The 24669-nt window shown below is 74.8% G+C and carries 20 protein-coding genes; 7 read left to right on the top strand and 13 right to left on the bottom strand.

The window, feature by feature from the left end; genetic code table 11:
* Positions 1 to 46: 46 nt before the first annotated feature.
* Positions 47 to 2227: a protease pro-enzyme activation domain-containing protein gene (locus ABD352_RS07930; protein ID WP_344611571.1), complete on the top strand. Its 2181-nt coding sequence runs from the start codon at positions 47 to 49 to the stop codon at positions 2225 to 2227.
* A gap of 6 nt (positions 2228 to 2233) precedes the next feature.
* Here ABD352_RS07930 and ABD352_RS07925 read toward each other — a convergent pair whose 3' ends face one another.
* The 3 genes from ABD352_RS07925 to ABD352_RS07915 are packed head-to-tail and all read right to left on the bottom strand — an operon-like array spanning position 2234 to position 5529.
* The gene (locus ABD352_RS07925) at positions 2234 to 3139 is read right to left on the bottom strand and encodes a helix-turn-helix domain-containing protein (RefSeq protein ID WP_344611570.1); all 906 of its coding nucleotides are present in this window, start codon (positions 3137 to 3139) and stop codon (positions 2234 to 2236) included.
* Positions 3140 to 3145: 6 nt separating this feature from the next.
* The gene (locus ABD352_RS07920; RefSeq protein ID WP_344611569.1) at positions 3146 to 4768 is read right to left on the bottom strand and encodes a thiamine pyrophosphate-binding protein; all 1623 of its coding nucleotides are present in this window, start codon (positions 4766 to 4768) and stop codon (positions 3146 to 3148) included.
* Positions 4768 to 5529, bottom strand: coding sequence for a cyclase family protein (locus ABD352_RS07915; RefSeq protein ID WP_344611568.1), 762 nt, complete (start codon positions 5527 to 5529; stop codon positions 4768 to 4770). Before ABD352_RS07915 ends, ABD352_RS07920 begins: the two co-directional genes overlap by 1 nt.
* 120 nt (positions 5530 to 5649) lie before the next feature.
* Here ABD352_RS07915 and ABD352_RS07910 point away from each other — a divergent pair, with 120 nt between their 5' ends.
* A complete protein-coding gene (locus tag ABD352_RS07910; protein ID WP_344611567.1) occupies positions 5650 to 8169 on the top strand; it encodes an Hsp70 family protein in 2520 nt (839 codons plus the stop codon).
* A 137-nt stretch (positions 8170 to 8306) separates the two neighbouring features.
* Entirely contained in the window at positions 8307 to 9044 is a 738-nt protein-coding gene (locus ABD352_RS07905) for a hypothetical protein (protein WP_344611566.1), read from the top strand.
* Between the two features lie 5 nt (positions 9045 to 9049).
* Here ABD352_RS07905 and ABD352_RS07900 read toward each other — a convergent pair whose 3' ends face one another.
* Positions 9050 to 10969 (bottom strand): dynamin family protein, encoded by a 1920-nt coding sequence (locus ABD352_RS07900; RefSeq protein ID WP_344611565.1) that lies wholly within the window; start codon positions 10967 to 10969, stop codon positions 9050 to 9052.
* Positions 10970 to 10974: 5 nt separating this feature from the next.
* The gene (locus ABD352_RS07895; RefSeq protein WP_344611564.1) at positions 10975 to 12765 is read right to left on the bottom strand and encodes a dynamin family protein; all 1791 of its coding nucleotides are present in this window, start codon (positions 12763 to 12765) and stop codon (positions 10975 to 10977) included.
* Between the two features lie 2 nt (positions 12766 to 12767).
* Between ABD352_RS07895 and ABD352_RS07890 the strand changes: the two genes are divergently transcribed.
* Positions 12768 to 13262 (top strand): RNA polymerase sigma factor, encoded by a 495-nt coding sequence (locus tag ABD352_RS07890; protein WP_344611563.1) that lies wholly within the window; start codon positions 12768 to 12770, stop codon positions 13260 to 13262.
* A 5-nt stretch (positions 13263 to 13267) separates the two neighbouring features.
* On the opposite strand, the gene grpE is transcribed toward ABD352_RS07890, so the two are convergent.
* The 3 genes from grpE to ABD352_RS07875 form a co-directional block, all read right to left on the bottom strand.
* Positions 13268 to 14131: a nucleotide exchange factor GrpE gene (gene grpE / locus ABD352_RS07885; protein WP_344611562.1), complete on the bottom strand. Its 864-nt coding sequence runs from the start codon at positions 14129 to 14131 to the stop codon at positions 13268 to 13270.
* Positions 14128 to 14793, bottom strand: a complete 666-nt coding sequence (locus ABD352_RS07880) for a hypothetical protein (protein ID WP_344611561.1) — start codon at positions 14791 to 14793, stop codon at positions 14128 to 14130. The genes grpE and ABD352_RS07880 overlap by 4 nt, the downstream gene beginning before the upstream one ends.
* A gap of 128 nt (positions 14794 to 14921) precedes the next feature.
* Complete coding sequence (locus ABD352_RS07875) at positions 14922 to 15632, bottom strand: DivIVA domain-containing protein (protein ID WP_344611560.1); 711 nt, start codon at positions 15630 to 15632, stop codon at positions 14922 to 14924.
* A gap of 401 nt (positions 15633 to 16033) precedes the next feature.
* Here ABD352_RS07875 and ABD352_RS07870 point away from each other — a divergent pair, with 401 nt between their 5' ends.
* Positions 16034 to 17578 (top strand): beta-N-acetylhexosaminidase, encoded by a 1545-nt coding sequence (locus ABD352_RS07870; protein ID WP_344611559.1) that lies wholly within the window; start codon positions 16034 to 16036, stop codon positions 17576 to 17578.
* Here ABD352_RS07870 and ABD352_RS07865 read toward each other — a convergent pair.
* Genes ABD352_RS07865 through ABD352_RS07850 form a run of 4 tightly spaced genes read right to left on the bottom strand, consistent with a single transcriptional unit; the run spans position 17548 to position 21414 of the window.
* On the bottom strand, positions 17548 to 18567 hold the full coding sequence (locus tag ABD352_RS07865) for an NAD(P)/FAD-dependent oxidoreductase (RefSeq protein WP_344611558.1): 1020 nt from the start codon (positions 18565 to 18567) through the stop codon (positions 17548 to 17550). The two genes, ABD352_RS07870 and ABD352_RS07865, sit on opposite strands and share 31 nt — an antisense overlap.
* Before the next feature lie 44 nt (positions 18568 to 18611).
* Positions 18612 to 19376 carry a FadR/GntR family transcriptional regulator gene (locus ABD352_RS07860; protein WP_344611557.1) on the bottom strand — a complete coding sequence of 255 codons (765 nt, stop codon included), beginning with the start codon at positions 19374 to 19376 and terminating at the stop codon, positions 18612 to 18614.
* A gap of 11 nt (positions 19377 to 19387) precedes the next feature.
* Positions 19388 to 20638 (bottom strand): amidohydrolase family protein, encoded by a 1251-nt coding sequence (locus ABD352_RS07855; protein WP_344611556.1) that lies wholly within the window; start codon positions 20636 to 20638, stop codon positions 19388 to 19390.
* A gap of 11 nt (positions 20639 to 20649) precedes the next feature.
* Positions 20650 to 21414 (bottom strand): class II aldolase/adducin family protein, encoded by a 765-nt coding sequence (locus ABD352_RS07850; protein WP_344611555.1) that lies wholly within the window; start codon positions 21412 to 21414, stop codon positions 20650 to 20652.
* Positions 21415 to 21622: 208 nt separating this feature from the next.
* Here ABD352_RS07850 and ABD352_RS07845 point away from each other — a divergent pair, with 208 nt between their 5' ends.
* Together ABD352_RS07845 and ABD352_RS07840 are read left to right on the top strand one after the other, a co-directional pair.
* Positions 21623 to 22240 carry a ThuA domain-containing protein gene (locus ABD352_RS07845; RefSeq protein WP_344611554.1) on the top strand — a complete coding sequence of 206 codons (618 nt, stop codon included), beginning with the start codon at positions 21623 to 21625 and terminating at the stop codon, positions 22238 to 22240.
* Positions 22225 to 23307 (top strand): Gfo/Idh/MocA family protein, encoded by a 1083-nt coding sequence (locus tag ABD352_RS07840; RefSeq protein ID WP_344611553.1) that lies wholly within the window; start codon positions 22225 to 22227, stop codon positions 23305 to 23307. Before ABD352_RS07845 ends, ABD352_RS07840 begins: the two co-directional genes overlap by 16 nt.
* A gap of 149 nt (positions 23308 to 23456) precedes the next feature.
* Here the strand turns inward: ABD352_RS07840 and ABD352_RS07835 are convergent, their stop codons facing one another.
* Positions 23457 to 24662, bottom strand: a complete 1206-nt coding sequence (locus tag ABD352_RS07835; RefSeq protein ID WP_344611879.1) for a multidrug effflux MFS transporter — start codon at positions 24660 to 24662, stop codon at positions 23457 to 23459.
* Positions 24663 to 24669: the final 7 nt, after the last annotated feature.

Below are 24669 nucleotides of genomic sequence, written 5' to 3'. Positions count from 1 at the left end.
TACGGTCGCCGCCATCGCTCCTCACCCTCTCCATCGGGAGATCCCCATGTATCGAAGAATGGTTGCCCTGGTGGCGGCGCTCCTGGCCGGGGCGGCGACGCTCGCCTCGCCGGCCGCGGCCGCGACCGACGGGCCCCGCCGGCTCGGGGCCAGCGCCGCCGACGTCACCGTCGGTGTCGCCCTGAAGCCGCGCAACCAGGCGCGGCTCGACGCCCTCGTCGCCGCGGTCTCCGACCCGTCCTCGCCGCTGTACCGGCACTACCTCACCGCCGCGGAGTACAACGCGCTGTTCGCGCCCGCCCAGTCCGATGTCGACCGGGTCTCGGCCTACCTCAGGGGCCAGGGGCTCACTGTCCAGGAAGTGACCGGCAACCGGCAGGTCGTCGTGGCCACCGGGCCGGCCGCCGCGGCGGGCAAGGCCTTCCACACCGCCGTGTCCGACTTCCAGGCGGCCGGCGGCGGGCGCTTCTACGCCGCCGACGCGGCGCCGGCGGTGCCGGCGGAGATCGCCGGGGTGACGCGGGCCGTCACCGGCCTGGACAGCCGGCCCATGTTCCGCCATGCGGCCCCGACCGGGCCCGGCGGCGGGTACACGCCGGCCCAGCTGCGCACCGCGTACTCGCTCACCGGGCTGTCCGGCTCCTACACCGGCAGCGGCGAGACCGTCGGGCTCATCGAGTTCGACACCTTCAAGCAGGCCGACATCGACACCTGGACCAGCCAGTTCGGCCAGCCGCGGGTGGTGCCGACCGTGGTGAAGATCGACGGCGGGGTGTCCACCCCGGGCAGCGGCCAGCTCGAGGTCACGCTCGACATCGACGCCGTCGCGGCCACCGCGCCGTCGGCCTCGCAGATCGTGTACTCGGCGCCGAACACCGACACCGCGTGGGTGCACGAGATGGCCCGCATCGCCTCCGACAACCAGATCACGATCCTGTCCGGCTCCTGGCTGGCCGGCGAGAAGTGCGAGTCGGCGCCGATCAACGCCTCGCACGACTCGTACAACCAGATGGTGCTGCAGGGCGTGACCCTGCTGTCGGCGTCCGGCGACTGGGGCGCCACCGGCTGCGGCTACAACGGCGACAACTCCACCCTGCAGGCCGACTACCCGGCCAGCGACCCGCTGTTCACCGGCGTCGGCGGCACCCGGCTGACGACGTCGGACAACGCCGGCACGTACTCGTCGGAGACGTGCTGGAACCAGGGCGGCACCGGCAATACCCGCTCCGGCGGCGCGTACTCGTCGATCTTCGCCCGGCCCGACTGGCAGACCGGCTCCAACCAGTACCGTTCGGTGCCGGACGTGGCGCTGCTGGCCGACTACAGCGCCGGCGCGCTGTCGGTGAACACCAACGGGAGCTGGCAGTCGGTCGGCGGGACCAGCCTGTCCTCGCCGCTGTGGGCCGGCTACGTCGCGTTGCTCAACCAGAAGGCCCGCGCGGCCGGCAAGGCCCGCCTCGGCGCCCTCAACCCGACCCTGTACTCGCTGGCGAAGGGCTCGAGCTACACGAGCCTGTTCCACGACGTCACCAGCGGCAGCAACGGCACGTACAGCGCCGGCACCGGCTACGATCTGTGCACCGGCTGGGGTTCGATGAAGGGCGACGCGCTCGGCGACGCCCTGCTCGGCACCACGACCCCGCCGCCGGCCGACTTCGGCCTGGCCCTGTCGCCCACCGGCGGCAGCGTCCAGCCCGGCGCGTCGGCGACCACGACGGTGAGCACGACCGCCGGGACCAACCCGACGGGCGCGATCACCCTGACGGCGAGCGGCCAGCCCTCCGGCGTGACCGTCTCCTTCGCCCCGGCCACCGTGAACCCCGGCGACTCGTCGACGGCGACGATCGCGACCACGGCCTCGGCGGCGGCCGGGACGTACACCATCCACGTGACGGGGACGGCGGGCGCGGTCACCCACTCCGCCGACTACTCGCTCACCATCGGCTCGACCACGCCGCCGCCGGGCGACCTGGCGCTGGCCGACCCCGGCACGCTGACCTCGACCAAGGGCACCTCGGTCAGCGTCGCCATGCACGCCACCGGCGGCACCACGCCCTACCGGTGGACGGCGTCCGGCCTGCCGGCCGGGCTGAGCATCAACCCGAGCACCGGCGTGATCAGCGGGCGGCCCACGACCTGGGCCAACTACTACGCGACCGTGCGGGTGACCGACGCGGGCGGCGCCACCGCCTCCCGCTCCTTCTACTGGTTCATCTTCCCGTTCTAGCCACGGCTAGGACCAGTCCCAGCGCAGGCCGGTGATTCCGGGCGGCAGGTCCGTCCACACCGACTGCGCGGCCCCGGTGCCACCGATCCACACCTCGCCATCCGGCCGCTCCGGCCCGCCGGGGACGCGCTGGGTGAACCGGTGGCACCGGGCCGGGGGCCGCGGGCCGAACTCGACGACGATGACGTGCTCGCGGACCGGCCGGAAGAACCGGCGGTGGTACGTGCACAGCTCCCCGCCGGGCGGGAACTCGAGCTCGTAGTCGACCACGGCCAGCTCGCCGCGGCGCAGCGGACGGTCGAAGAGCACCTCGGCCACCATGAGCCCGGTGCGGTGGTCGTAGACGCTGCGCCCGCCGCGGCCGCCGAAGTGGACCCGGGCCAGCCGCGGCGCGTCCCGCTCCGGCGAGTCGACCTGGTAGAACACCGGCAGCCGGTGGCACTGCTCGGCGCTCGCCTCCACCACCAGCCGGACCCGCAGCGCCCGCTCGGAGCGCTCCGGGCCCAGCCGCAGCACGTCGTGCACGGAGCGGGTGACCACCTCGCCCTCGCGCGGGGCGGCCAGGTGGTCGAGCATCGGGCCGGCGTCAGGCCACAGCGTGTGCCGGGTCAGGGTGCCCTGCGGGTGGTCGAGCCAGCGGCCGCGGGCCCTTCGCGGGCCGAGCAGCACCAGCAGCGAGGCGCGGGGCAGGCCCAGCACGTCCTCCAGGGCGGTGACCGCGTCGAGCGAGCCGGCCCGCTCCGGCCGGGAGCGGCCGCTGCGCCAGTACGACAGCGTCGTGCGCGACACGGTCACGCCGCGCTCGGCCAGGCGCTCCCGCAGCCGGTCCAGGGTGAGCCCGGAGCGCTCCACGGCCACCGCGAGCGCCGTGGAGAACGGCCCGTCCCGCAGCACTCGGCCGAGCTCGGTCATGTCGTGTCAGTGCCCCCTGAACGCCTCTTCCAGCCACCAGGATCCCCGGGCGGCGCCGACCTTGGCGTCCACGAGCATCGGCCGCTCCCGCGGGCCTTGCAGCCACCGGGCGACCGCGTCGAGGTCCGCCGCCGCGCGGACGGTGACCGCCTCGCAGCCGAAGCCGCGGGCGACGGCGGCCAGGTCGGCGCCGGGGAACGTCACCGTGTCCAGCGGGTGGCCGTGCGGGCCGAAGTGGTGCACCTCGGCGCCGTAGGCGGCGTCGTCGTACACCACGATGAGCATCGGCAGGCCGAGCCGGACCACCGTCTCCAGCTCGGACAGGCCCATGAGGAAGCCGCCGTCGCCGAGCGCGGCCACCGGCAGGCGGTCCGGCCGGGCGAGCGCGGCGCCGATCGCCGTGGCCAGCCCGAGGCCGACCGACTGGAACGCCTGGGTGAAGCAGAATCCGGCCTCGTCGGGCACGGAGAGGTACATCGACGGGTAGCCCATGAAGTTGCCCGAGTCCACGCTGACCGTCCGGGCCGCCGGGAGCAGGTCGTCGAGGCGGACCGACAGCGTGCGCGGGTCGATGGTGGCCCCGGTGGACTCGTCCTCGAAGGGCACGTCGCGCCAGCGGACCGGGGGGAGTGCTTCGCGGCGGTACCCCGGGGAGGCGTGGCCCCGCGCCGCCAGCGCATCGTCCACGGCCGCGGCGGTCGCTCCCGCGTCGCCGAGCACCCCGAGGCCGACCCGCGGGTTGGCGTGCAGGGCCTCGGCGTCGACGTCGACCTGGGCCACGGCTGCGTCCGGGCCGAGCAGCCGGCCGTGCCGGGTGGTCCACATGTTGAGCGTGCAGCCCCACGCCACGACGGCGTCGGCCCCGGCGATCAGCCCGGCGGCCGCGGGGGAGGCGAAGCCGCCGGAGACGTCGAGGCACCACGGGCCGGCGTCGAAGAGTCCCTTGGCGACGGCCGACGTGGCCAGCAGCGCCCCGCAGCGCTCGGCGAGCCGGGCGATCTCGCCCTTCGCGTCGCGGGCCCCGCGGCCGGCCACGAAGACCGGGCGCTCGGCGCGCTGCAGGAGGTCGGCGAGGGCCGCGACGGCCCGCGGGGCCGGGACGAGGACCGGCGGCTCGGGCATGGGCCTCGCCTGCGGCAGCGTTTCGCCCGCCTGCACGTCCAGGGGCAGGCTGACCAGCACCGTGCGCCGCTCGAGCACGGCCCGCCGGGCGGCCCGCAGCACGTCCTCGACCGCGCTCTGCGGCGTGGCCGCCCGCTCGTGGACCGCGCCCACCGCCGCGGCGAGGGCGGCCTGGTCGAGCCGGAAGTTGGAGCGGGCGCCGGCCGCGCCGGTGTCGGCAGCCAGCACCACCATAGGGGTGCGGCTCTTGGCCGCCTCCGCGATGCCGGTCAGCGCGTTGGTGACGCCCGGGCCCTGGTGCAGGGTGAGCACGCCGAGACGGCCCGAGGTGCGGGCGTAGGCGTCGGCCATGACCGCCGCGCCGCCCTCGTGCCGGGCGGCGACGAACCGCGCGCCGGCCGCCACGAGCGCGTTGGTCAGGTGGAAGTTCCCACTGCCCACGAGCCCGAAGACGCACTCGACGCCGGTCTGCGCGAGCGCCCGGCCGACCGCCTCGGCGACGAGCATCAGCGCTCGACCAGGGCCAGGACGCGGCTGGGGCTGCCCGAGCCGCGCAGGATGGGCAGCGGGGCGGCCACCACGACGGCGCCCATCGGCGGGAGCCGGTCCAGGTTGCGCAGCTGCGTGAGGCCGTACTTCCCGGCCCCGAGCAGGAACGAGTGGCACGGGAACGGCGGGTCGAAGGAGTGCGCGGCCCCCGCGTCGGTGCCGACGGTCTCCACGCCGACGCCCGCGATCGGCGCCTCCTCGGCTAGCCAGCGGGCGCACTCGACCGAGATGCCGGGCGTGTGGCCCTCGTTGCGATAGGCCGCGTCGTCGTCGCCGCGGGCGGACCAGCCGGTCTTGAGCAGGAGCCAGCCGCCGGCGGGAAGCGGGCCGTGCTCTGCTTCGAACGCCCGGACGTCGTCGATCTGGAGCAGGTAGTCGGGGTCGGCCGCGGCCCGCTCGGCGCAGTCGATGACGACCGCCGGCGCGAACAGCTTGCGCGGCGGGACCTGCGAGACGTCCTCGCCGTCGCGCCCGGTGACCCAGTGGATCGGCGCGTCGAAGTGGGTGCCGGTGTGCTCGCCGGAGCGGAAGTTGTTCCAGTACCAGGCCGGGCCCCGGTCGTCGTAGCGGCTGATCTCCTCGAACTGGAACCGCCAGGTGTTGCCGAAGGGTTCGGGCAGCTGCAGGATCGGCGTGTCCCCGCTGAGCGGGGCGGTCAGGTCGACCACCTCGATCGAGCCGGACGTGACGGCGTCCACCAGATCGGACAAGAGCGACATGCCGCGACCGTAGGCACGTGGCCCTTGCGAGTCAACGATTTCTGTCCCTTCGACGATGGCGGCCCACCCGACGGACGATCGGTACCGGGCTCTGCCCGCCTAGCATGGGGCCGACGCGGCGTGGAAAGGGAAGCGATGCTGTGGGGCCTCGGGGTCGATCTCGGAACCAGCTTCTCCGCCGCGGCCATAGCCGCCGGTGACCGCGTCGAGATCCTCGAGGTCGGGCGCGAGCGCCGGATCCCCTCCACGGTCCTGCTCGACGACGCCGGTCGGCTGCTGGCCGGCAGCCTGGCCCAGCGGCTCGTCGGCCGGTCCCCGGAGCGCGCGGAGCGCAACCCCAAGCGGTACGTGGGCCGCGGCGCCATGCTGCTCGGCGGCACCCCGGTCGAGGCCGGCGACGCCATGGCCGCCCTGCTGGAGCTCTTCGTGGCCGAGGGACGCTCCCGCTTCGACGGTGCCCGCCCGGCCTCGCTGGTGCTGACCCACCCGGTCGCGTGGGGTGAGGACCGCCGCGCCGTGCTGCGCGCGGCCGCCGCGACGGTGGCCCCCGAGGCCACCCTGCAGCTGGTCGAGGAGCCGGTCGCCGCGGCCGTGCACTACACCGTCTCGCACAACCTCGCCGAGGGCGGCCGGGTCGCCGTCTACGACCTCGGCGGCGGCACGTTCGACAGCGCCGTGCTGGCCCGCCGCGGCGGGGAGTTCGTGGTCGTCGGCAAGCCCGGCGGCGACGACCAGATCGGCGGGGAGACGTTCGACGAGCGGGTGTACGAGTACTTCGGCGCCCAGCTGGGCCAGCGCGCCCCGCAGTGGTGGGAGCAGGTCTCCACCGGCGTGGAGCGGCGCTGGCTGGCCGCGGCGGCCGACCTGCTGGGCGAGGCGCGGTCGGCCAAGGAGGCGCTGTCGGAGTACGACACCGCCAGCCAGTACATCTCCGGCGCCGACGTCGACGTCGAGATCAACCGGGCCGAGCTGGAGAACCTCATCGGCACCGACATCCAGCGCACGGCCGACATCCTCGACGAGACGATCCGCCAGGCGCAGGACGACGGCGGCGGGCTCGAGACGCTGGCCGGCATCTTCCTGACCGGCGGGGCCTCGCGCATGCCGCTGGTCGAGCAGACGCTGCGTTCCCGCTACGCCGCCCAGGTCCGCACGTGGGACGACCCCAAGACGGTGGTGGCCCTGGGCGCGGCCCGGATGTCGCTCGCCTCGATCGGCGCGGTCCCCGCCCCTGTCGCCGCCCCGGTCCCCGCCCCGGTCCCCGCCCCGGTCTCCGCCCCTGTCGCCGCCCCGGTCCCCGCTCCTGCCGCCGCCGCGCCCGTCGCCCGCCCTCCGGTGACGACGCCCGTCGTCGCGCCGCAGCCGCGCCCGGCCGTCGTCGAGGGCGACCGCTTCGACGTGCACCTCGCCGGCGTGGTGGAGGCCGTCGCGACCGGCACCGACGTCTACGTCTGGTGCCGCGACCCCAACGCCACCGTCGACGTGCTGCACCGCCTCGACGCGGCCGGCCGCCCGGACCGGCAGCTCGCGCTGGGCCGGGTCACCGGCTGGGCCGCCACCACCGAGGGCCTGCTCGTCGCCGACCGCTTCGGCGTCGCCGCGGCCCAGCTGCACACCCTGAGCCCCGAGCTGGTCATCCGCTCCAGCCGCACCGTGATGACCGCCGAGGACCCGATCCTGCTCGCCGACGGCGCGGTCGGCTGGGCCTTCCTGCGCCCGTACCCGTCGGCGCAGGTCGACAACACGATCGGCCTGCCCTGGGGCGCCACCGGCGGCCTGTCGGTCATCGAGACCAACCTGACCGCCGTCTTCGTCCAGGACACGCTGCCGCTGGACATCGGCGAGACGGCGCGGTGGTACGTCAACGAGAACAACCTCCTGCGCCGCCTCATCGACCAGAACAGCCCGTCGGAGTCGCTGCCGATGCCGGCCCACGGCACGCCGGGCTGCGTCGTCGTGCTCGGCCGCTACGCGAGCAAGGCCCCGATGGGCGCGACCTACCGCCGCCCGGCCGGCTTCGCCCGCGGCCGCCACCAGCAGGTCCAGCCCTACCAGCTCGTCTGCCAGGTCAGCCCGGGCGGCAAGATCGAGCACGGCCGGCGGCGGGACAAGAACTGGCTGTACCAGGCCGTGCACCACCGCGACCAGTGGCACCTGGCGACCGAGTCGGGCCTGGAGACCGGCCCCCTGGAGGGCGAGGCCAACCTGCTGGCCAGCCGCCCCCGCCCGGGCGCCCTGCGCTGGTTCCCGGCCGGCGACCGGATGTACGCCATCGGCGTGGAGCAGGTCCTGCCCTCCCGCGGCCTGTGGATCGCCGTCCTGGAGCCGGGCGGCGAGCTGCGCACCCTGTTCCAGGAGTCGGGCGTGTCGATGCTGGGCCACCTGACCAGCCGCGAGCGGGCCGAGGTGCCGCGCGTGGTGGTCGACGGCGACGGCCTGTGGATCGCCGCGAGCGCCCCGGAGGGCCGCACCCAACTGCTGCACGCGACGCCCGGCGGGGTGCGCCCGGTGCGCTCGGCGTCGGGCTGGCTGGAGCCGGTGGCCCGGCTGGGCGCCAACCTGCTGTGCCTGCACGACCCGTGGTCCGCCCCGGGCGTGGCGAGGGCCAACCTGGGCCACCTCGTGAGCGTGCCCGTCTGACCCGTCCGCCCCGGCGAATCCTTCTTGACATGCCTGGAACGTCGCTCCCGCACCCGTTGTGGAGCGACGTTGCGGACACCGGGCGCCGGCCTGATCCCGGCCCGTTTTTGTCGTACCCCTGGTGCAGACTGCGTGGCGTGGACCTGACGTTTGCCTTCGCCGTCCTGCTCGGGCGGTCCGACTTCCCTGCCGGCTCCTACGACGCCTACTACGGCGGCGACACCCTCGACGAGTTCCTGCTCCCGGCCCCCTGGCTCGCCCCGGCCGCCCTCGCGTCGTCCGCCCCGGTCGCGTTACCGGCCGTCGATGCCTGCTATCTCGACGACGACCATCAGGACCTCGCCTGGGAGTTCGACCTGGCCAATTCGCTGTTCGCGGTCGACTGGGCCGAAGACGTCCTGCCGGCGGCGTTCCTCGCCGACGTGCGGGCGGCCGATGCCGGCATGCTCGTGCGCGGCGCCGACCTGGGCGTGCTGCTCGCCCGCCACGGCCTCGACCTGACGGACGGGTCGGCGCAGCGGCTGAACTATCGCGTCTCGGCGCTGTTGCACCTGGCCACGGACGGCACCCTGCACGACGCCATGCGCATGGCGACGTTCACGCACCGCCTGCCGGCGCTGGCCCCGTTCGGCTCGGGAGGCCTGCGGCGGGTCGAGGAGGGCTGGGAGGCGGCGCTGGCCGCGGTCGAGCCGCCGCAGCTGCGTGACCACCTGCGCCTGCACTGCCTGGAGCCGTTCTGGTCGCGCGACGCGGGCGCCTGCTACCTGGGCGCGGACGAGTGGCCGACGGGAACCTCGGCCCTCGACGGCCGGCGCAAGCTGCTGGCGGGCTGGGAGTTCGGCGAGTCTCAGTCGGGGGTGGCGGTGGTCGCCTGAGCTGGTCAGGCGGTGGTCAAGGGGCGCAGCCGCTCGCTCAGCTCCGCGTGGAGCTGCTCGGCCTGGGCCATCAGGCGCTTCGCGGTGGCCAGGCGGTCCTGGGCGGTCTTCGCGGCCTCGCGGCGGGCCGTCGCGTCGCGGGCCGACAGCGCCGTCAGCTCGGCGCGGCGGGACTCGGCCTCGCGGCGCTGCGCGGCCATGCTCTCCTCCACCGCGTCCTCCGCCTCGCCGCGCCAGCGGGCCAGTGCCCGGTCCAGGGCGGTGATCATCTCGGTGGCGGCGGCGTTGAAGGTCTCGGCGATGAGCTGGCGGATGCCGGCCTGGCTGCGGCCCGACTGCTCGTACTGGTGCCGCCGCCACGTCACGCCCGCGGCCACCACCGGGCCGGCGATCAGCGCGATCGGCAGCAGGACGCCCGTCGCGGCGAGCATCGTGGTCAGGCTCGCGGCCATGGTGATGCCGGGGACGCCCTCGCGCAGCATGTCGAAGCGGTGGCCCGGGGCGTCGGGCCGGTTGGCCAGGCGGTTGCGGGTGGTGGTCGGCAGCTGCAGGGTCACGAGGTCGATGTCGATCGGGTCGAGGCCCATGGCCAGGAGGTACTCGGTCAGGGCCCGCGCGGCCACGTCCTGGATCTGGTCGGTCAGCTCGGCCCAGGCCGCCTGCAGGGAGAGCTCCACGCTCTCGGGCAGGCCAGACAGGAACTCGTCGACGCGGGCCCGGTTCGTGAGCCCGGGAACGGCGGCGTCGTAGGGGCGGCGCAGCTCGTCCAGCTTCGCGCGGACCATGGTGGCCACGTCGCGACCCAGGAACTGCTGCTCCACGGCGAAGCGGCGGCGCTCGCGGACGCGGGCGGCCAGGTCGCGGCCGGCGGCCTCGACCTCCTCCAGGCGCTCCTGCAGGGCGTCCCTGCTCTCGGTGGCGGCGACCAGGCGGTCCTGCTCGGCCACGGTGATGGCCCGCAGCACCGAGTCGGTGCCGGCCAGCACCTTGGCGCAGCGGGCGATCTCGCGGTCGCCGGCGCAGGAGCGGATGTAGTCGGCGAGCCGGCCCATGCCGCTGCGCTCCCACAGGGCGTCGGCCCGCTCGAGCTGGCCCAGGGCGCGGCGGGCGGCGGAGGCCTCGGCGAGCTTGGCGCTGACCGGGATCCACGGGGCGCTCAGGAGGCGCCGGACGCGGGCGCCGTCGGTGGACTGCCCGACGAAGTCGGCGAGGCGGCGGCGGTTCTCCTCCAGCAGGGTGTGCCAGGACGAGGAGTCCTCGACCATGGTGAGCACGAACGCGACCACCTCGACCCGCTGGGCCGCCTCGGCCAGGAACTCGAGCTCGTGGCGCAGGATCGGCTGGTCCTGGGCGCTGACGGCGAACAGCAGGGCGTCGGCCTCCTGCAGCATCGCCATCGTGGTGTGGCGGTGCCCGACCGTGAGGCTGTCCACGCCCGGGGTGTCGACGAGCCGCACGCCGTCGAGCAGGGGGTGCTCCATCGCGATCTCGACGCCGACCACGTCACGGCGCTTGTCCGGGTCGCCCAGCGCCGAGGCGTAGTCGACGATGTCCTCCGGCGTGATCGGCAGGTTGGCGATGCGCTCGCCGGAGCGGCGGCGGACCACGACCGACAGCTCGGGGCCGCGGCGCACGGCCAGGTAGGTGTGGGTGGCCACGTCGACGTCGACGGGCAGCAGCTCGGGGCGGTCCACCAGGGCGTTGAGCATGCGGCTCTTGCCCCGCTTCTGGGCGCCGGCGACCACGATCGTGGCGGTGACGTCCTTCCAGCGCGCGGCCTCGGCGGCGAGCACGCCGGCCAGGTCGTCGCGCCCGGCCCGTTTGGCCAGGGCGTGCACCTGGTTGGCGTGCTCCAGCAGCGCCTGGACGACCGTCGGCCGGTCCCGTACCGCGCTCATCGTGTCCCTTCCGGTGGCCTCGGCCATGTCCGTCACGCCCCGCGGGGGCCGGCCGCCGCCGCCCAGATCGCCTCGTACGCCCCGCACACCTCGGTCACGCCCCGCTTCTCCGGCGCGGGCAGCGGCCGGTGCAGCAGCACCCGGAACTGCGCGGCCAGCTGGGCCGCCCGCTCGGCCACCGCCACCGCATCGGCCCCCGCGGGCAGCCCGACCCGCGCGGCCGGGCCGTCGCCGGACAGCAGCGCGGTCAGGTCGTCCCGCAGCCGGCCGGCCAGCCGCGGCGAGCGCAGCAGCCCGGCGGCGTCCTCCCCGAGCGCGACGGCGGCGGCCGGCGCGGCGGCGGCCGGGCCCGCGGCGTCCAGCGCGGCCAGCTCCTCCAGCACGCCGAGGACGTCGCGGGCGCGGTGGCCGGCGGCGAGGGCGCCGGTGGTCACGGCCAGGCGCCGCCAGCGTACCGAGCGGGCCCGGGCCTCCCGGGCGATCTCCTTCGGGCTCGCGTCGGGCGGCAGGCCGAGCTGGGCCGCCGGGGTGTCCTCGCGGGCCAGCGCGACCAGCTCGGCGAGCATCTCGTCGTCGAGGCCGAGCTGGCCGCGGCCGACGGCGTCGAGAGCGGCGAAGACCCGCAGGCCGCGCAGGCTCGCGGTGAGCGGGCGGCCCTCGTCGACCGCGTCGGCCAGGGAGGCCAGGGCCGCCCGGTCGCCGGCGCCCGCGGGCGCGCGGACCAGCCGACGCAGGCTGCCGATCGCGGCGAGGGCCTTGAGCTGCGCGGCCCGCTCGGTGAAGTGCGCGATGCCGGCGGCCACCGAGCCGATGCCGGCGGTGGCCGCGCTGCCGAACCCGGACGCGGCGAGCAGGGCGGCGTGCAGGCCGTCGAGGTCGAGCCCGGGGCGCCCGCGCACGGCGTCGACGGCGACCCGGATGCCGTACCGGTGGAGGTGCCCCGCCAGTCTCCCGTGCGCGGCGGACGAGCGGGCGAACTCGTCGACGTCGACCAGGAGGTCCTCGAGGTCGAGCTCGTCGAGCGCGGCCAGCGCCCGCAGGGCGGCCAGGTCGGCCCCGGTGAGCAGCCGGGCCCGGGCCGTCTCGGCCAGCAGCCCAACCACCGGCACCACGTCGAAGACCGAGGTGCGCAGCTGCTCGTAGGCCCGCCCGGCCAGCCGCCGCGCGCCCGGCCACGGGTCGTCGGCGTCGCCGCGCCGGTCGACCTGGCTCAGCACGGCCAGGGTGTTGACGCCGCTCATCCCGCAGGCCGCGGACAGGGTGCGGAAGTCGGCCAGGGCGCCCGCGTCGAAGCGCTGGACGTAGCGCAGCACGTAGATGAGCGCCTGGGCGTGGTCGGTGCCGTCGGTGCCGAAGACCATCCGGCGGGCCGCCTGCTCGTTGGCGGCGGCCACGGTGTTGACGCCCGGCGTGTCGATGACGGTCAGCCCGCGCAGCGCCGGCAGGTCCATCCTGACCCGCACCCGCTGCACGTGCTCGACGGGGACCGGCAGGGTGCGCGGCGGCCGCCCGTCCTCGCCCAGCGGGGCGGCCCGGGTGGTGCCGTCAACCAGGTCGAGCTCGATCCGGCCCTCGTCCGGGCCGTGCTCGTACCAGGTGACGACCCGCGTGCACTCGCCCGCGTCGGCCGGGGCGACGGACCGGCCCAGCAGGCCGTTGACGAGGGTCGACTTGCCGCCGCTGACCGCGCCGGCGACCGCCACCTGCAGGGGCTGGCGCAGCCGCTCGGCCACCGCCCGCACCCGCCCGCGCAGCGCCGAGTCCCGCAGGCGCATCGCGGTCGCGTCGCACAGGCGGGCGACGGCGAGGTCGGGCGTGCTCATGCGTGCTCTCCGAAGTGGGTGTCGTCCGGGAATTCCTGTGGCGGCCGGTGGAGCGCACCGCGTTCGGGCTGTGCCTGCACCTGACCGGCGAGCGCGGCGACGCGCTCGACGCCCTCCAGGAGACCCAGCTCGCGGCGTGGCGGCACCTGTCCCGCTACGCCGGCCGCGGCACGTTCGCCGCCTGGGTGCTCGCCATCGCCCGCAACGCCGCCCGGGACGTGCTGCGCCGCCGGGCCGGCGCCCGCGAGACCGGCCTCGACGCGGCCGGACCGGAGCGGGCCGACGCCGGGCCGCTCTTCGCCGACGTGGTCAGCGATGTGCTCGGCGTGCGGGCCGCGCTCGCCACGCTGCCGGTCAACCATCGCGAGGCACTCCTTCTGTGGGCGGGCGGGCTGACGTACGAGGAGGTCGCCACCGCGGTGCGGGCCCCGGTCAACACCGTCAAGGTGTGGATCTTCCGGGGCCGCCAGCGGCTGCGCCGGGAGCTGGCCGACTAGTCAGGTCACGCCCGGTAGACCAGCACCTTCGGCAGCCGCAGGACGCGGTCGCCGTCGACGTAGCCGCACTGGGTGGTCTCGGCCACCGTGTCGTGCAGCGTCGGCGTCGGGGCGGGCACCGAGCCGACCACCTCGTGCCGCTGGCCGTCGACCCGCACGCCCTCGACCACGGTCTCCCGGACGCCCGCGTCGTGCAGCGCGTCGAGGAGCCGGGCGGCGGCGCGGGGGTCGCGCTCGAGCAGCTGGTCGCGGAACCGCACGGCGGCCTGCACCAGCTCGGCGCGGGTCACCCCGAGCCTGGCCAGCAGCCGGTCGGCCTGCTGGGTCAGCGCCGCGCTGATCCCGCTGCCGGCGACGTCGCGCAGGGCCTGGGCCAGCCGGGTCTCGTCCTGGCCCTGCGGGCGGGTGCGCGGCGCGGTGCGCGGCGGGGCGCTGAACGGGGTCACGCCCGCGGCCTCCCGCGACGGCGGGCCGGCGACGCCGGTGTACCCGGCCGGGCCGTAGGCCGCCGCGAGCCGCTGCCGCCGCTGGTAGAACACGAACGCGCCGGCCGCCCCGGCGAGCACGAGGACCGCGACGAGGGCGACGGCGAGCTTTGCCCCGCTGCCGCCGGAGCTCGCGGGGTCCCCGGCGGCGGCGCACTGGCTCGCCGGCGCGCTCGCGGGTTTCGACGGCGGCGCGGCGGGTTCTGTCGCCGGCTTCGACGGCGGCGCGGCGGCTTCCGCCGCCGGCTTCGATGGTGGCGCGACGGCGGAGGCGGCGGTGCTGACGCAGGGGGACGGGTCGCCCGCGGCCGGGAGGGCGGCGACGGCGAGGGCGGCGCCGGTCAGCACCAGCGCGACCGTCGCCAGCCGGACGGACCGGATCATGCGCCCCGCTCCGCCTCGATGGCGGCGTCGGTCGCCGCCTGGTGGGCCTCCTCGGAGTACTGCCGGTCCAGGTCGCCCCGGTGGATGTCGTTGCTGACCTGCTGCTGGTACGTGTACCCCTGCATCGTCTGGGCGTTGCGCGCCGCGTTCTCGCCGCGCTGCACGGCCGCGTCGACGTCGTGCTGGTCCACCGAGCCGGGGTGCATCGCGTCGCGGTAGATGAGGCCGGCGTCGTGCATCGAGGAATTGACGCTGTCGAGCACGGCCCCGGTGTCACCCGTCGGGTACGGCCCCGCGGCCACGGTCTCGGTGCCCCCGGTCGGGAACGGCCCGGCGGTCGCCGTCCCGGCGGTGGGGAAGGGGCCATCGGCTGCGGCGGTGTCCCCGTGGCCCGAGCCGAAGGGCCCCACGGTGTACACCGAGTCCGCCACGCCGTCGTGGTTGTGGTCCTCCATGACCAGCGCGCTTCCGTGCTCGTCGGAGAAGACCGCCACGTCGGCCACGCCGTCGTGGTTGTGGTCCACGAGCATGACGTCGGCCACCCCGTCGTGGTTGGTGTCCGTGTACTGCACGTCGAAGTGCCCGTCGCCGTTCACGTCGACGACCTGCGTGTCGACGACGTGGTCGCCGTCGAGGTCCCCCCACGCGGAGAAGCTGTCCATCCCTCGGCCTCCATGGTCGGCAGTGCGCCTACGGAATGCTGACGGACCACGGCCGGGAATTGTTACACCCCAAAATGCGGCGCGGGGCGGACCGAACCCCGGCCCGCCCCGCGCTGGTGCGCGCGAGATCAGTCGCGCGGCTCGTCGTCGTCGTCCTCGTCCTCGAACTGGTGCCCGGCCGGCATGAGCTCGCCGGCCACCGCCTCGGACTCGTGGAAGTCGGCCTCGACCTGCGGCTGGCCGACCCACAGGGCGCGCATCTGCTGCTGCATGAACGAGGTGAGCCGGGCCCGGTACTCGTGGTCGAAGCGCTCCAGCGACTCGATCTGCGCCTGCAGCGCCGCCCGCTTCGAGGTCAGGCCGCCGACCACGTCCTCGTAGATCTGCTCGGCCCGCTGCTTGATGTTGTGCGCGTTCTCCTGCGCGTCGCGCACGATGTCCTCGGCCCGCGCCTGCGCGTCGCCCATCATCTCGCCCGCGCTGCGCTCGGTGTCGGCCGCGAAGGCCTCGGCGTCCCGGGCGATCTTCTCGGCCGTCATCCGGGCCCGGTTGAGCAGCTTCTCGGCCTCTTCCCGCAGCGCTCCGGCCTGCGCCTGCGCCTCGCCGACGATCTGCCCGGCGGCGGCGTGCGCCTCGGCCCGGATCTGCTCGGCCTCGCGCCGGGCGGTCTCGATGTGCTCCTCGGCGGTGCGCTGGGCCATGGTGAGGACCATGAGCGCCTTCGCCTGCTCGTTGCCGTTGCCGTCGTGCCGCGGCGCCGGAATGTCCGGCGCGCTGTGCGCGGCCGGGGCGCCCATCATGCGATCGTCGTACTGCCGCATCCCGTTCGGCGTCGTCATGCCCTGTGCCCTCCTCGAAGACGTATCCCGCAGACCGGCCGGACTCGTCCCCGCCATAAAGCCGCCCGCCCCGACCCGGAATGCCCCGCGCACGGTACCCGACGAACGCCACCAGCGGGACCTCCGTGTCACCTGTTCATCGCAAACCAAAGTGGATCTTAAGGATCCGTGACCGTGCGCAGTCCCGCTGTCACTCCGGCAGGCGGCGGCGGGACACCCGGCCGCGCCGGTTTCGCTACGATTGCGCAGGTGGCGGCCCATGTCCCGGGTGCGCCCGGGCGATACCCGCGGTGCCGTGGTTGCGCCGATCCGGCCCACCGCATAGCCTGATGGACATCGATTAGGAAGACTGTTTAACAGTAGCTCCGATTCGAGAGGCGGCCCGCATGCTTCGTCGGACGATGGTGGCTGTGCTCCTGGCCGGCGCGGCCCTGTTCGCCGCGGGCGAACCGGCCGCGGCGGTGGACGGGGGCGCCTACGCGAACGTGGTGCCGGCGCCGGTGACGGCCCGGGCGGACCGGGGCACCTTCGCCATCGACCGGCACACCGCGATCGCGGCCGACCCGGGGGCCGACGGCGTCGCCGGCTACCTCGCCGGGATCCTGCGCCGCTCGACCGGCTACCCGCTGCCCGTGGTGCGGCCCGGGGCCCGGGGGAGCGGCACGATCGCGCTGCGGCTCACCGGCGGTAGTGACGCCGAGGGGTACCGCCTCGACGTCACGCCCCGCGGCGTCACCCTGGCCGCCGACCGGCCGGCGGGGCTGTTCGCCGGGGTCCAGACGCTGCGGCAGCTGCTGCCCGCCGCGGTCGAGCGCGACCGCCGGGGACCCGGGCCGTGGACGGTGCCGGCCGGGCACGTCGCAGACCACCCGCGCTTCGCCTACCGCGGCGCGATGCTCGACGTCGCCCGGCACTTCTTCAGCGTCGCGCAGGTGGAGCGGTACATCGACCAGCTGGCCCTCTACAAGGTCAACACGTTCCACCTGCACCTCGCCGACGACCAGGGCTGGCGGATCATGATCCGCAGCTGGCCGCGGCTGGCCACCTACGGCGGGGGCACCGCGGTCGACGGGGACCCGGGCGGGTACTACACCCAGCAGCAGTACCAGCAGATCGTGGCCTACGCCGCCGCGCGCTACATCACGGTCATCCCCGAGATCGACATGCCGGGGCACGTGAACGCCGCCCTCGCCTCCTACGCCGAGCTCAACTGTGACGGGGTGGCGCCGCCGCGGTACACCGGCACCGACGTCGGCTTCAGCTCGCTCTGCGTGGGCAAGGACATCACCTACCGGTTCCTCGACGACGTCATCGGCGAGCTGGCCGCCATCACCCCCGGGCGATACCTGCACATCGGCGGCGACGAGGCCCAGGCCACCAGCCAGGCGGACTACGTCGCCTTCATGAACCGGGTGCAGGGCATCGTCGCCGCGCACGGCAAGTCGGCACTGGCCTGGCACCAGGTCGTCGCGGCCACCGTGGCGCCCTCGACGGTGGCCCAGTACTGGGACACCACGAACGACAACCCCTCCGTGGCGGCCGCCGCGGCCCGTGGCACGGGGCTGGTGCTGTCGCCGGCCAACCTGGCGTACCTCGACATGAAGTACAACTCGCAGACCCCGCTCGGGCAGGACTGGGCCGCGCTCGTCGAGGTCGCCGACGCCTACGGCTGGGATCCCGGCGCCTACCTGCTCGGGGCGCCCGCGGGCGCGATCCGCGGCGTCGAGGCCCCGCTGTGGACGGAGACGATCCGGACCTCGGACGACATCGAGTACATGGCGTTCCCGCGCCTGCCGGCCATCGCCGAGCTGGGCTGGTCGCCGGCGGCCGCCCACGACTGGGCCGCCTTCCGGCTGCGGCTGGGCGCCCAGGCGCCCCGCTGGAAGGCCCTGGGCATCGACTTCTACCCCTCGCCTCAGGTGCCCTGGGTGTCGCAGGCGGCGTAGCGCTCGGGCCGGCAGCCGGCCAGCGCGGCGGCGGGCACGCCGTCGACGACCTCGGTGGCGACGAGGTCCCCGACCACCGGGGCGAGGGTGACCCCGGAGTGCATGACGGCGGCGTAGAGGCCGGGCAGGCCCGGGACCGGCCCCACGATCGGCGCCCGGTCGGCCGGCATCGGCCGGAGCCCGACGTGCACCGCGTCGGGCCGGGCGTCCGCGGTGCCGCGAAACGCCGCCGCGACCGCCCGCGCGGCCCGGTGACCGGCCTCCTCCGGCCCGTCCGGGCACCCGACCGCGGCCAGCAGGCCGCCGCCGGCGCGCTCGCGCACCTCGAAGCCCGGCGCGGCGAAGACCGTGCGCACGAGCCCGCGCTGCGCCGGGATGCGCACCAGCACGGCGGGCGAGGCCGCCACGGGAAGGTCGCACAGCCCGGCCATCCCGGTCCCGGCCGCGGCGACGACCGCGTCCGCGCCGATCGGGCCGTCGGGCGTCTCCACCCCGGCGGCCCGGCCCCCGCGGACGAGCACCCGCTCGACCGGCACCCCGAACCGCGTCCGGGCGCCGAGCCCGCGGGCGGCGTCGATGAGCGCGCCGGTGACCGCGACCGGGTCGAGCGCCCCGTCGCCGGGATGGTGCAGCGCACCGGGTGAGGGGTCGCGCAGGTTCGGCTCCAGGGCCGCCACCCGGTCCGCGGCGAGCAGCTGCGCGCCCGGCACCGGCCCGTCCGGCGCCGGCCAGGTCAGCGACCCGGTCCACCGGATCTCGACCCCCGGCACCTCCGCCTCGAGCCGCCGCCAGTGCGGCAGCACGTCGTCGCGCAGCGCGGCCGCGCCGCCCGGGAACTTGCCGGAGGTGCCGATCCACCCGAACGAGGCGCCGGTGGCCCCGGCGGCCGGGCCGACGGCGTCGACGAGCGTCACCTCCGCGCCACGCCGGGCGGCCGCAAACGCGATCGCCGCCCCTACGATGCCCGCGCCGACCACCACGACCCGCATCGGCAGAGCCTACCGTGGGTACCTCGATCGGGCACAGATCGTGCTCAGTACATGAGCTCCCGCAGGCGGCCCAGGTCGATGGCGTCGCCGCCCGCCGGCTGCGGGTTGCGCTGTGCCTCGGCCAGGTGCGCGGCCACCAGGCGGTGCACCGCGTCGGGCTCGCCCGCCTCGATGTGGGCCAGGATCCGGCCGTGGATCTCGCCCGAGGCCTTGCGTTTGCGCAGCGGTACCGAATGCGGCTCGGTCCGGTTGGCCCAGTCCTCCTCGTGGCTGGACCAGACCGCCTCCAGCGCGCCGGCGAGCGCGATGAGCGGCCGGTTGCCGCACAGGCTCACCAGCGCCTCGTGGAAGCGCCGCGACACGGCCACCACGGCCGGGAGGTCGTCGATGCGGGCCAGGTACTCCTCGTGCAGCTCGCGCAGCCGCGGGACCACGGCCCGGCGCCGGTCCCGGCGGGTGGCGCACAGCGCGGCGCAGGCCGGCTCCACGTGCCGCAGCGCGGCCGCGACGTCGCCGATGCCGGCCTGCTGGGCGGCGAGGACGAGCCCCAGGTTGTACCCCAGGTTGGCCGGGGACGGCCGGTGCACCACGGCACCGCCCAGCCGTCCCCGGCGCACGGTCACCAGACCCTCGGCCTCCAGGATGCGCATCGCCTCGCGCAGCGTCGGCAGACTGACCGGATAGCGGCGGATCAGCTCCTCCGCCTTCGGCAGCGGGTCACCGTCGGCGAGGTCGCCGCCGATGATCCGCGCGCGGATGTGGTCGGCCACCTGCTCGGCGAGCCGATGGATGCGCACCTGGGGCTCCACGGTCGGCCAGCCTAGTAGGCGTCGGGGTCCTGCTGAACGGCGGCGGGCACCGGATGGCGGTACAGCCGCGACGCGTTCTCCCACGTCATCTTGCGCACGTCCTCGTCCGGGAGCCCGCCGATCTCCTCCTCGATGGTGCGCTGGGTGTGCGGCCAGGTCGAGTCGCAGTGCGGGTAGTCCTGCTCCAGCAGGATGTGGTCGACGCCGATCACGTGGCGCAGGGCGAACGACGAGGGGTCCTCGACCGCGCAGAAGTAGAAGTTGCGCAGCAGCACCTCGGCGGGGGTCAGGTCGATGCCCTTCCACGTGCCGTACATCTCGTGGTAGCTCAGCATGTGGTTGAGCCGGTCGACGAGCCCGGGCACCCAGCCGATCCCGCCCTCCGACAGCACGATCTTGATGTCGGGGAACCGGACCGGGATCCGCGAGTAGAGCCAGTCCACGGCCGAGAACATCGAGTACCCGAAGAACAGCACCCCGACGACGTCCGGCGGGGCGTCCGGGGCAGTCGACGGGGAGGTGCCCGACGATCCGATGTGGAGGTTCACCACGGTGCCGGTCTCGGCGCAGGCCCGCATGATGGGGTCCCAGTGCCCGGTGTGCAGCGACGGCAGGCCCAGCATGTGCGGCGCCTCGCTGAAGGTCACCGCCTTGAAGCCGCGCTCGGCGTTGCGGTAGATCTCCTTGGCGCCCAGCTCGGGGTCGAGGAAGTACGGCAGCTGGCAGGGGATCATCCGGTCGGGGTAGGCGCCGGACCACGCCTCGATGTTCCAGTCGTTCCAGGCGCGGGTGGTGGCCAGGGCCAGCTCCTGGTCCTTCGTGGACAGCTGGATGCGCTGCCCGGCGAAGCCCGGCAGGAACGACGGGAAGCACAGCGAGGCGTACACCCCGCTCAGGTCCATGTCCTTGATGCGCTCGTGGATGTCCCACGAGCCGCGGCGCATGTCGTCGAAGCGGCTGGGCTCGAAGCTGTACTCGTCGACGGGCCGGCCGACGACGGCGTTGAAGCCCACGTTGGGGAACTCGTTGCCGTCGTACACCCAGACGTGGCTGCCGTCCTTCTCGATGACGTGCGGGGCCTGCTCGGCGTACTTGGCCGGCATCCGCCCATCGAAGGCGTCCGGCGGCTCGACGATGTGGTCGTCGACGGAGATGAACGTGTACTTGCGCTCCTGCCGCGGCGGCTCGGGCAGGAACGTGACCTTGTCGCGGCTGGCGGTGGTGAATCCGCTGCTGTGCAACAGTTCGTCGATGTTCGCCATGTCGGGGGTCCTTACTCGAGTACGTCGGGTTCGTCGCGCAGCAGCCGGCGGACCGCGCCGGCCCAGAACACATCGGTGCCGCGCTCCAGCAGCGAGCGCTTCATGCCGTGGCGCAGCCCGGGCGCGATGGCGAGCGGGTCGCGGCCCAGCAGCATGACGTCGTAGGCGAGGCGGCAGGCCCGGTCGATGCTCGCCGAGCGGTACGTCGCCTCCTGGATCGTCGGCGCGGTGACGATGATCCCGTGGCTGGCCAGGATCACCACCGACTTGTCGCCGATGCGCCCGGCCAGGTCCGCGCCCAGCTCCGCGTCGTCGACCTCGCCGGTGTACTCGTGCACGAACGCCAGGTCCCCGTCGAACATCGACCCGGTCTGGTGCACGATCTCGGGCAGCACGCCGACCGCCGCGAGCACCGTCACGTAGTAGGGGTGGTTGTGCACCACGACCCGCGCGTCGGGCCGGCGGCGGTGCAGCTCGGTGTGGATGTGGAAGGCCGGCGTGACGTCCCAGCGCCCGGAAACCGGCCGCCCGTCGCGGTCGACCACGCAGAGGTCGGAGGCGGACACCTCGTCCCACCACAGCCCCCACGGGTTGATGTACATGTCCCCGTCGTCGTTGCAGACCATCGTGATGTGCCCGGCGATGTTCTCGCTGAACCCGTCACGGGCCAGGATCCGGAACGCACAGGCCAGCGCCTGCGCGTCGCTGAGCTCGACCCCGATCGGCGGCGTGACCCGCGGCGCCCAGACCGCCGTCCCGCCCTGCTTCACCGGCATCGCTCCTCCTTTACCGTCGGTTCAAATCTTCTAAAAGATTTAGCAACTTCTCCCGCGCAGGGCAAGCAATCGCTTGGTTGGTCTTTGTATCAAATTGATTTGATGCGGTTGACTCCGGCAGGGGAACCGATCGACCGGTAGCATCGGTCGCCGTGCCGGTCTCCAACCATTCGTGCGACCGCGTCCCGGCCAGCGCCCGGCGGCGGCCATGAGCGTCGTCGTCGTGATCCGTGGCGGCTGGGAGGGGCACCGGCCGGTCGAGACCACCGACCGCTATGCCGCGAAGCTGCGCGCCCTCGGCCACGAGGTCCTCACGTCCGAGTCGCTGGACACCTACCTCGACGCGGACCTCATGGCCCGGGCCGACCTGGTCGTGCAGTGCTGGACCATGGGCGCCATCACCGGCGAGCAGGTCGCCGGCCTGGGCGCCGCGGTGCGGGCCGGCACCGGCCTGGCCGGCTGGCACGGCGGCCTCGTCGACGCGTTCCGCGGCTCGCCCGACTACCAGCGCATCACCGGCGGCCAGTTCGTCCACCACCCGCCGGACTTCGTCGGGTACCGGGTCACGCCGGTCACGGACCACCCGGTGGTGGCCGGGGTGCCGGCGTTCGACGTGCATACGGAGCGGTACCAGGTCCACGTCGACCCGGCCATCGAGGTCCACGCCGTCACCGACGTCGACGGCGTCGCCGTACCGATCGTGTGGACCACCACCTTCGGCGCGGGCCGCGTCTTCGTCACCACCGTCGGCCACGAACCGAAGGACCTCGAGGTGCCCGAGCACGACGAGATCATCATGCGGGGGCTGGCGTGGGCGACCCGCTGACCGTCGGCATCATCGGCGCCGGGAAGATCAGCGCCCAGTACGCCCGCACGCTGACCGCCACCGCGGACGCGACCCTGACCCACGTCGCCGACCTGGACCCCGCCCGCGCCGGTCTTCTCGCCGCCGATTTCCCGGGTGTACGCCCCGTGCTCACCGCCGACCTGCTGTCCTCGCCGGACGTCGACCTGGTGCTGAACCTGACGATTCCGGCGGCCCACGCGAGCGTGGCCCTGACCGCGCTCGCCGCCGGCAAGCACGTCTACAACGAGAAGCCCCTGGCCGCCACCACCGCCGAGGCCCGCCGGATCCTGGACGTGGCCTCCGTGGCCGGCCGCCGGGTGGGCTGCGCCCCCGACACGGTGCTCGGCACCGGTGTCCAGACCGCGCGGGCCGCCCTGGCCGGCGGCCTGATCGGCACCCCGGTCGCCGCGACCGCCTTCATGACCACGCCGGGCCACGAGCGCTGGCACCCGGACCCGGAGTTCTACTACCAGCCGGGCGGCGGGCCGCTGCTCGACATGGGCCCGTACTACCTGACCGCCCTGGTCACCCTCCTGGGCCCGGTCCGCCGCGTCACGGCCCTGTCCTCGACCCCGCGCGCCACCCGCACCATCGGCTCCGGCCCGCGCGCCGGCACCACGTTCCCGGTCGGCATCCCGACCCATGAGACCGGCCTGCTGGAGCACGCCTCGGGCGCGCTGACCACCCTGCTGATGAGCTTCGACGTGTGGGCCGCCCAGCTGCCCCGCATCGAGGTGTACGGCAGCGACGGCACCCTCCACCTGCCGGACCCGAACCACTTCGCCGGGCCGGTCCGCCACTTCGCCGCCGCCACGGAGTCGTGGTCCGAGCTGCCGGAGCTGGCCGGCTACCGCGCTGCCGCCCGCGGGACCGGCGTGGCCGACCTGGCCCGCGCGCTGGCGGCCGGCACCGGGCACCGCGCCAACGCCGGCCTGGCCTACCACGTCCTGGACGTGATGGAGTCGCTGCAGACGGCGGCCGCGTCGGCCGCCGCGGTGACCCTGACGAGCACCTGCGAGATCCCGCCCGTGGTGCCGCTGGAGTAGTGGCCACGGCCTCCGGCTACTTCAGTGGACGGCGGCCAGGGCCTCCGGCTGCTTGAGTGGACGGCGGCCACGGCCTCCGGCTGCTTGAGTGGACGGCGGCTAGGGCCTGCGGCTGCTTCAGTGGACGGCGGCTAGGGCCTCCGGCTGCTTCAGTGGACGGCGGCCAGGGCCTCGGGCTCGACGAGATGCTCGGCCGGGAGCCGGTGCGGGCGCACGACCAGCCACAGGGTCAGGGCGGCCGCGGCCATCCCGCCGAACACCACGATCGCCATCGCGAGGGCGTCCACCCCCAGCATTCCGACCAGCGGCGCCGCCACCGCGCCCGCGCCGAACTGGACCGCGCCGAGCAGGGCGGCGGCGGTGCCGGCCGCCTCGCCGTGGCGGGACAGGGCGATGGCCGGGGCGTTGGGCATGGCCAGGCCGACCATCGCCAGCACCGTCCACAGCGGGATCAGCACGCCCGGCAGGCCGCCCGTGCGGGTCGCGGCCAGCAGCACGAACACCGCGCCGGCGGCCGTCCCGGTGACCAGCGCGCCGAGGAGGATGCGCTGCGGCGTCCAGCGGCGCAGCAGGCGCACGTTGAGCTGGGTGGCGGCGATCAGGCCGACGGCGCCGCCGGCGAAGACGAACGCGAACTGCTGCTGGGAGAGGCCGAAGCCGTCCTGGAAGACGAAGCTGGAGCCGCTCACGTAGGCGATCAGCGCGGCCATCGACAGGCCGGCGACGAGGATCAGGCCGACGTACACGCGGTCGGCGAACAGGCGGCCGTAGTCGCGGGCGGTGCCGGCCACGCCCCCGGCGCGGCGGCGGGCCGGGGACAGGGTCTCGGGCAGGGCCAGCGCGGTGGCGGCCAGGATGGCCAGGCCCGCGGCGGCGAGCACCACGAAGACGCCTCGCCACTGGGTCAGGCGCAGCACGAGGCCGCCGATGGTCGGGGCCAGGATCGGGGCCACGCCGACGACGAGCATGAGCCGGGAGAGGATCCGGGCCGCGGCCAGGCCGGTCCAGAGGTCGCGCACCACGGCCATGGCCACCACCGACGCGGCGGCCGCGCCGAGGCCCTGCAGGACGCGCAGGGTGCCGAGGACGGCGAGGTTCGGGGCGAACACGCACAGCACGGACGCCAGCACGTGCACGCCGATGCCGGCCAGCAGGGGCAGCCGGCGGCCCAGGGCGTCGGACAGCGGGCCGACGATCAGCTGGCCGACGGCGAGGCCGGCCAGGGTGCCGGTCAGCGTCAGCTGTACCGCGGCCGCCGACGCATGCAGATCGTCGGTGATGGTCGGCAGGGATGGGAGGTACATGTCGATGGTGAGCGGCCCGAGCGCGGTGAGGAAACCGAGCAGGAGCACCAGACCGAAA

Origin of the sequence: Dactylosporangium salmoneum (genome assembly GCF_039532525.1) — a bacterium.
In the GTDB taxonomy this organism is placed as follows: Bacteria; Actinomycetota; Actinomycetes; order Mycobacteriales; family Micromonosporaceae; genus Dactylosporangium; species Dactylosporangium salmoneum.
This window is presented reverse-complemented; position numbering and strand designations above follow the sequence as displayed.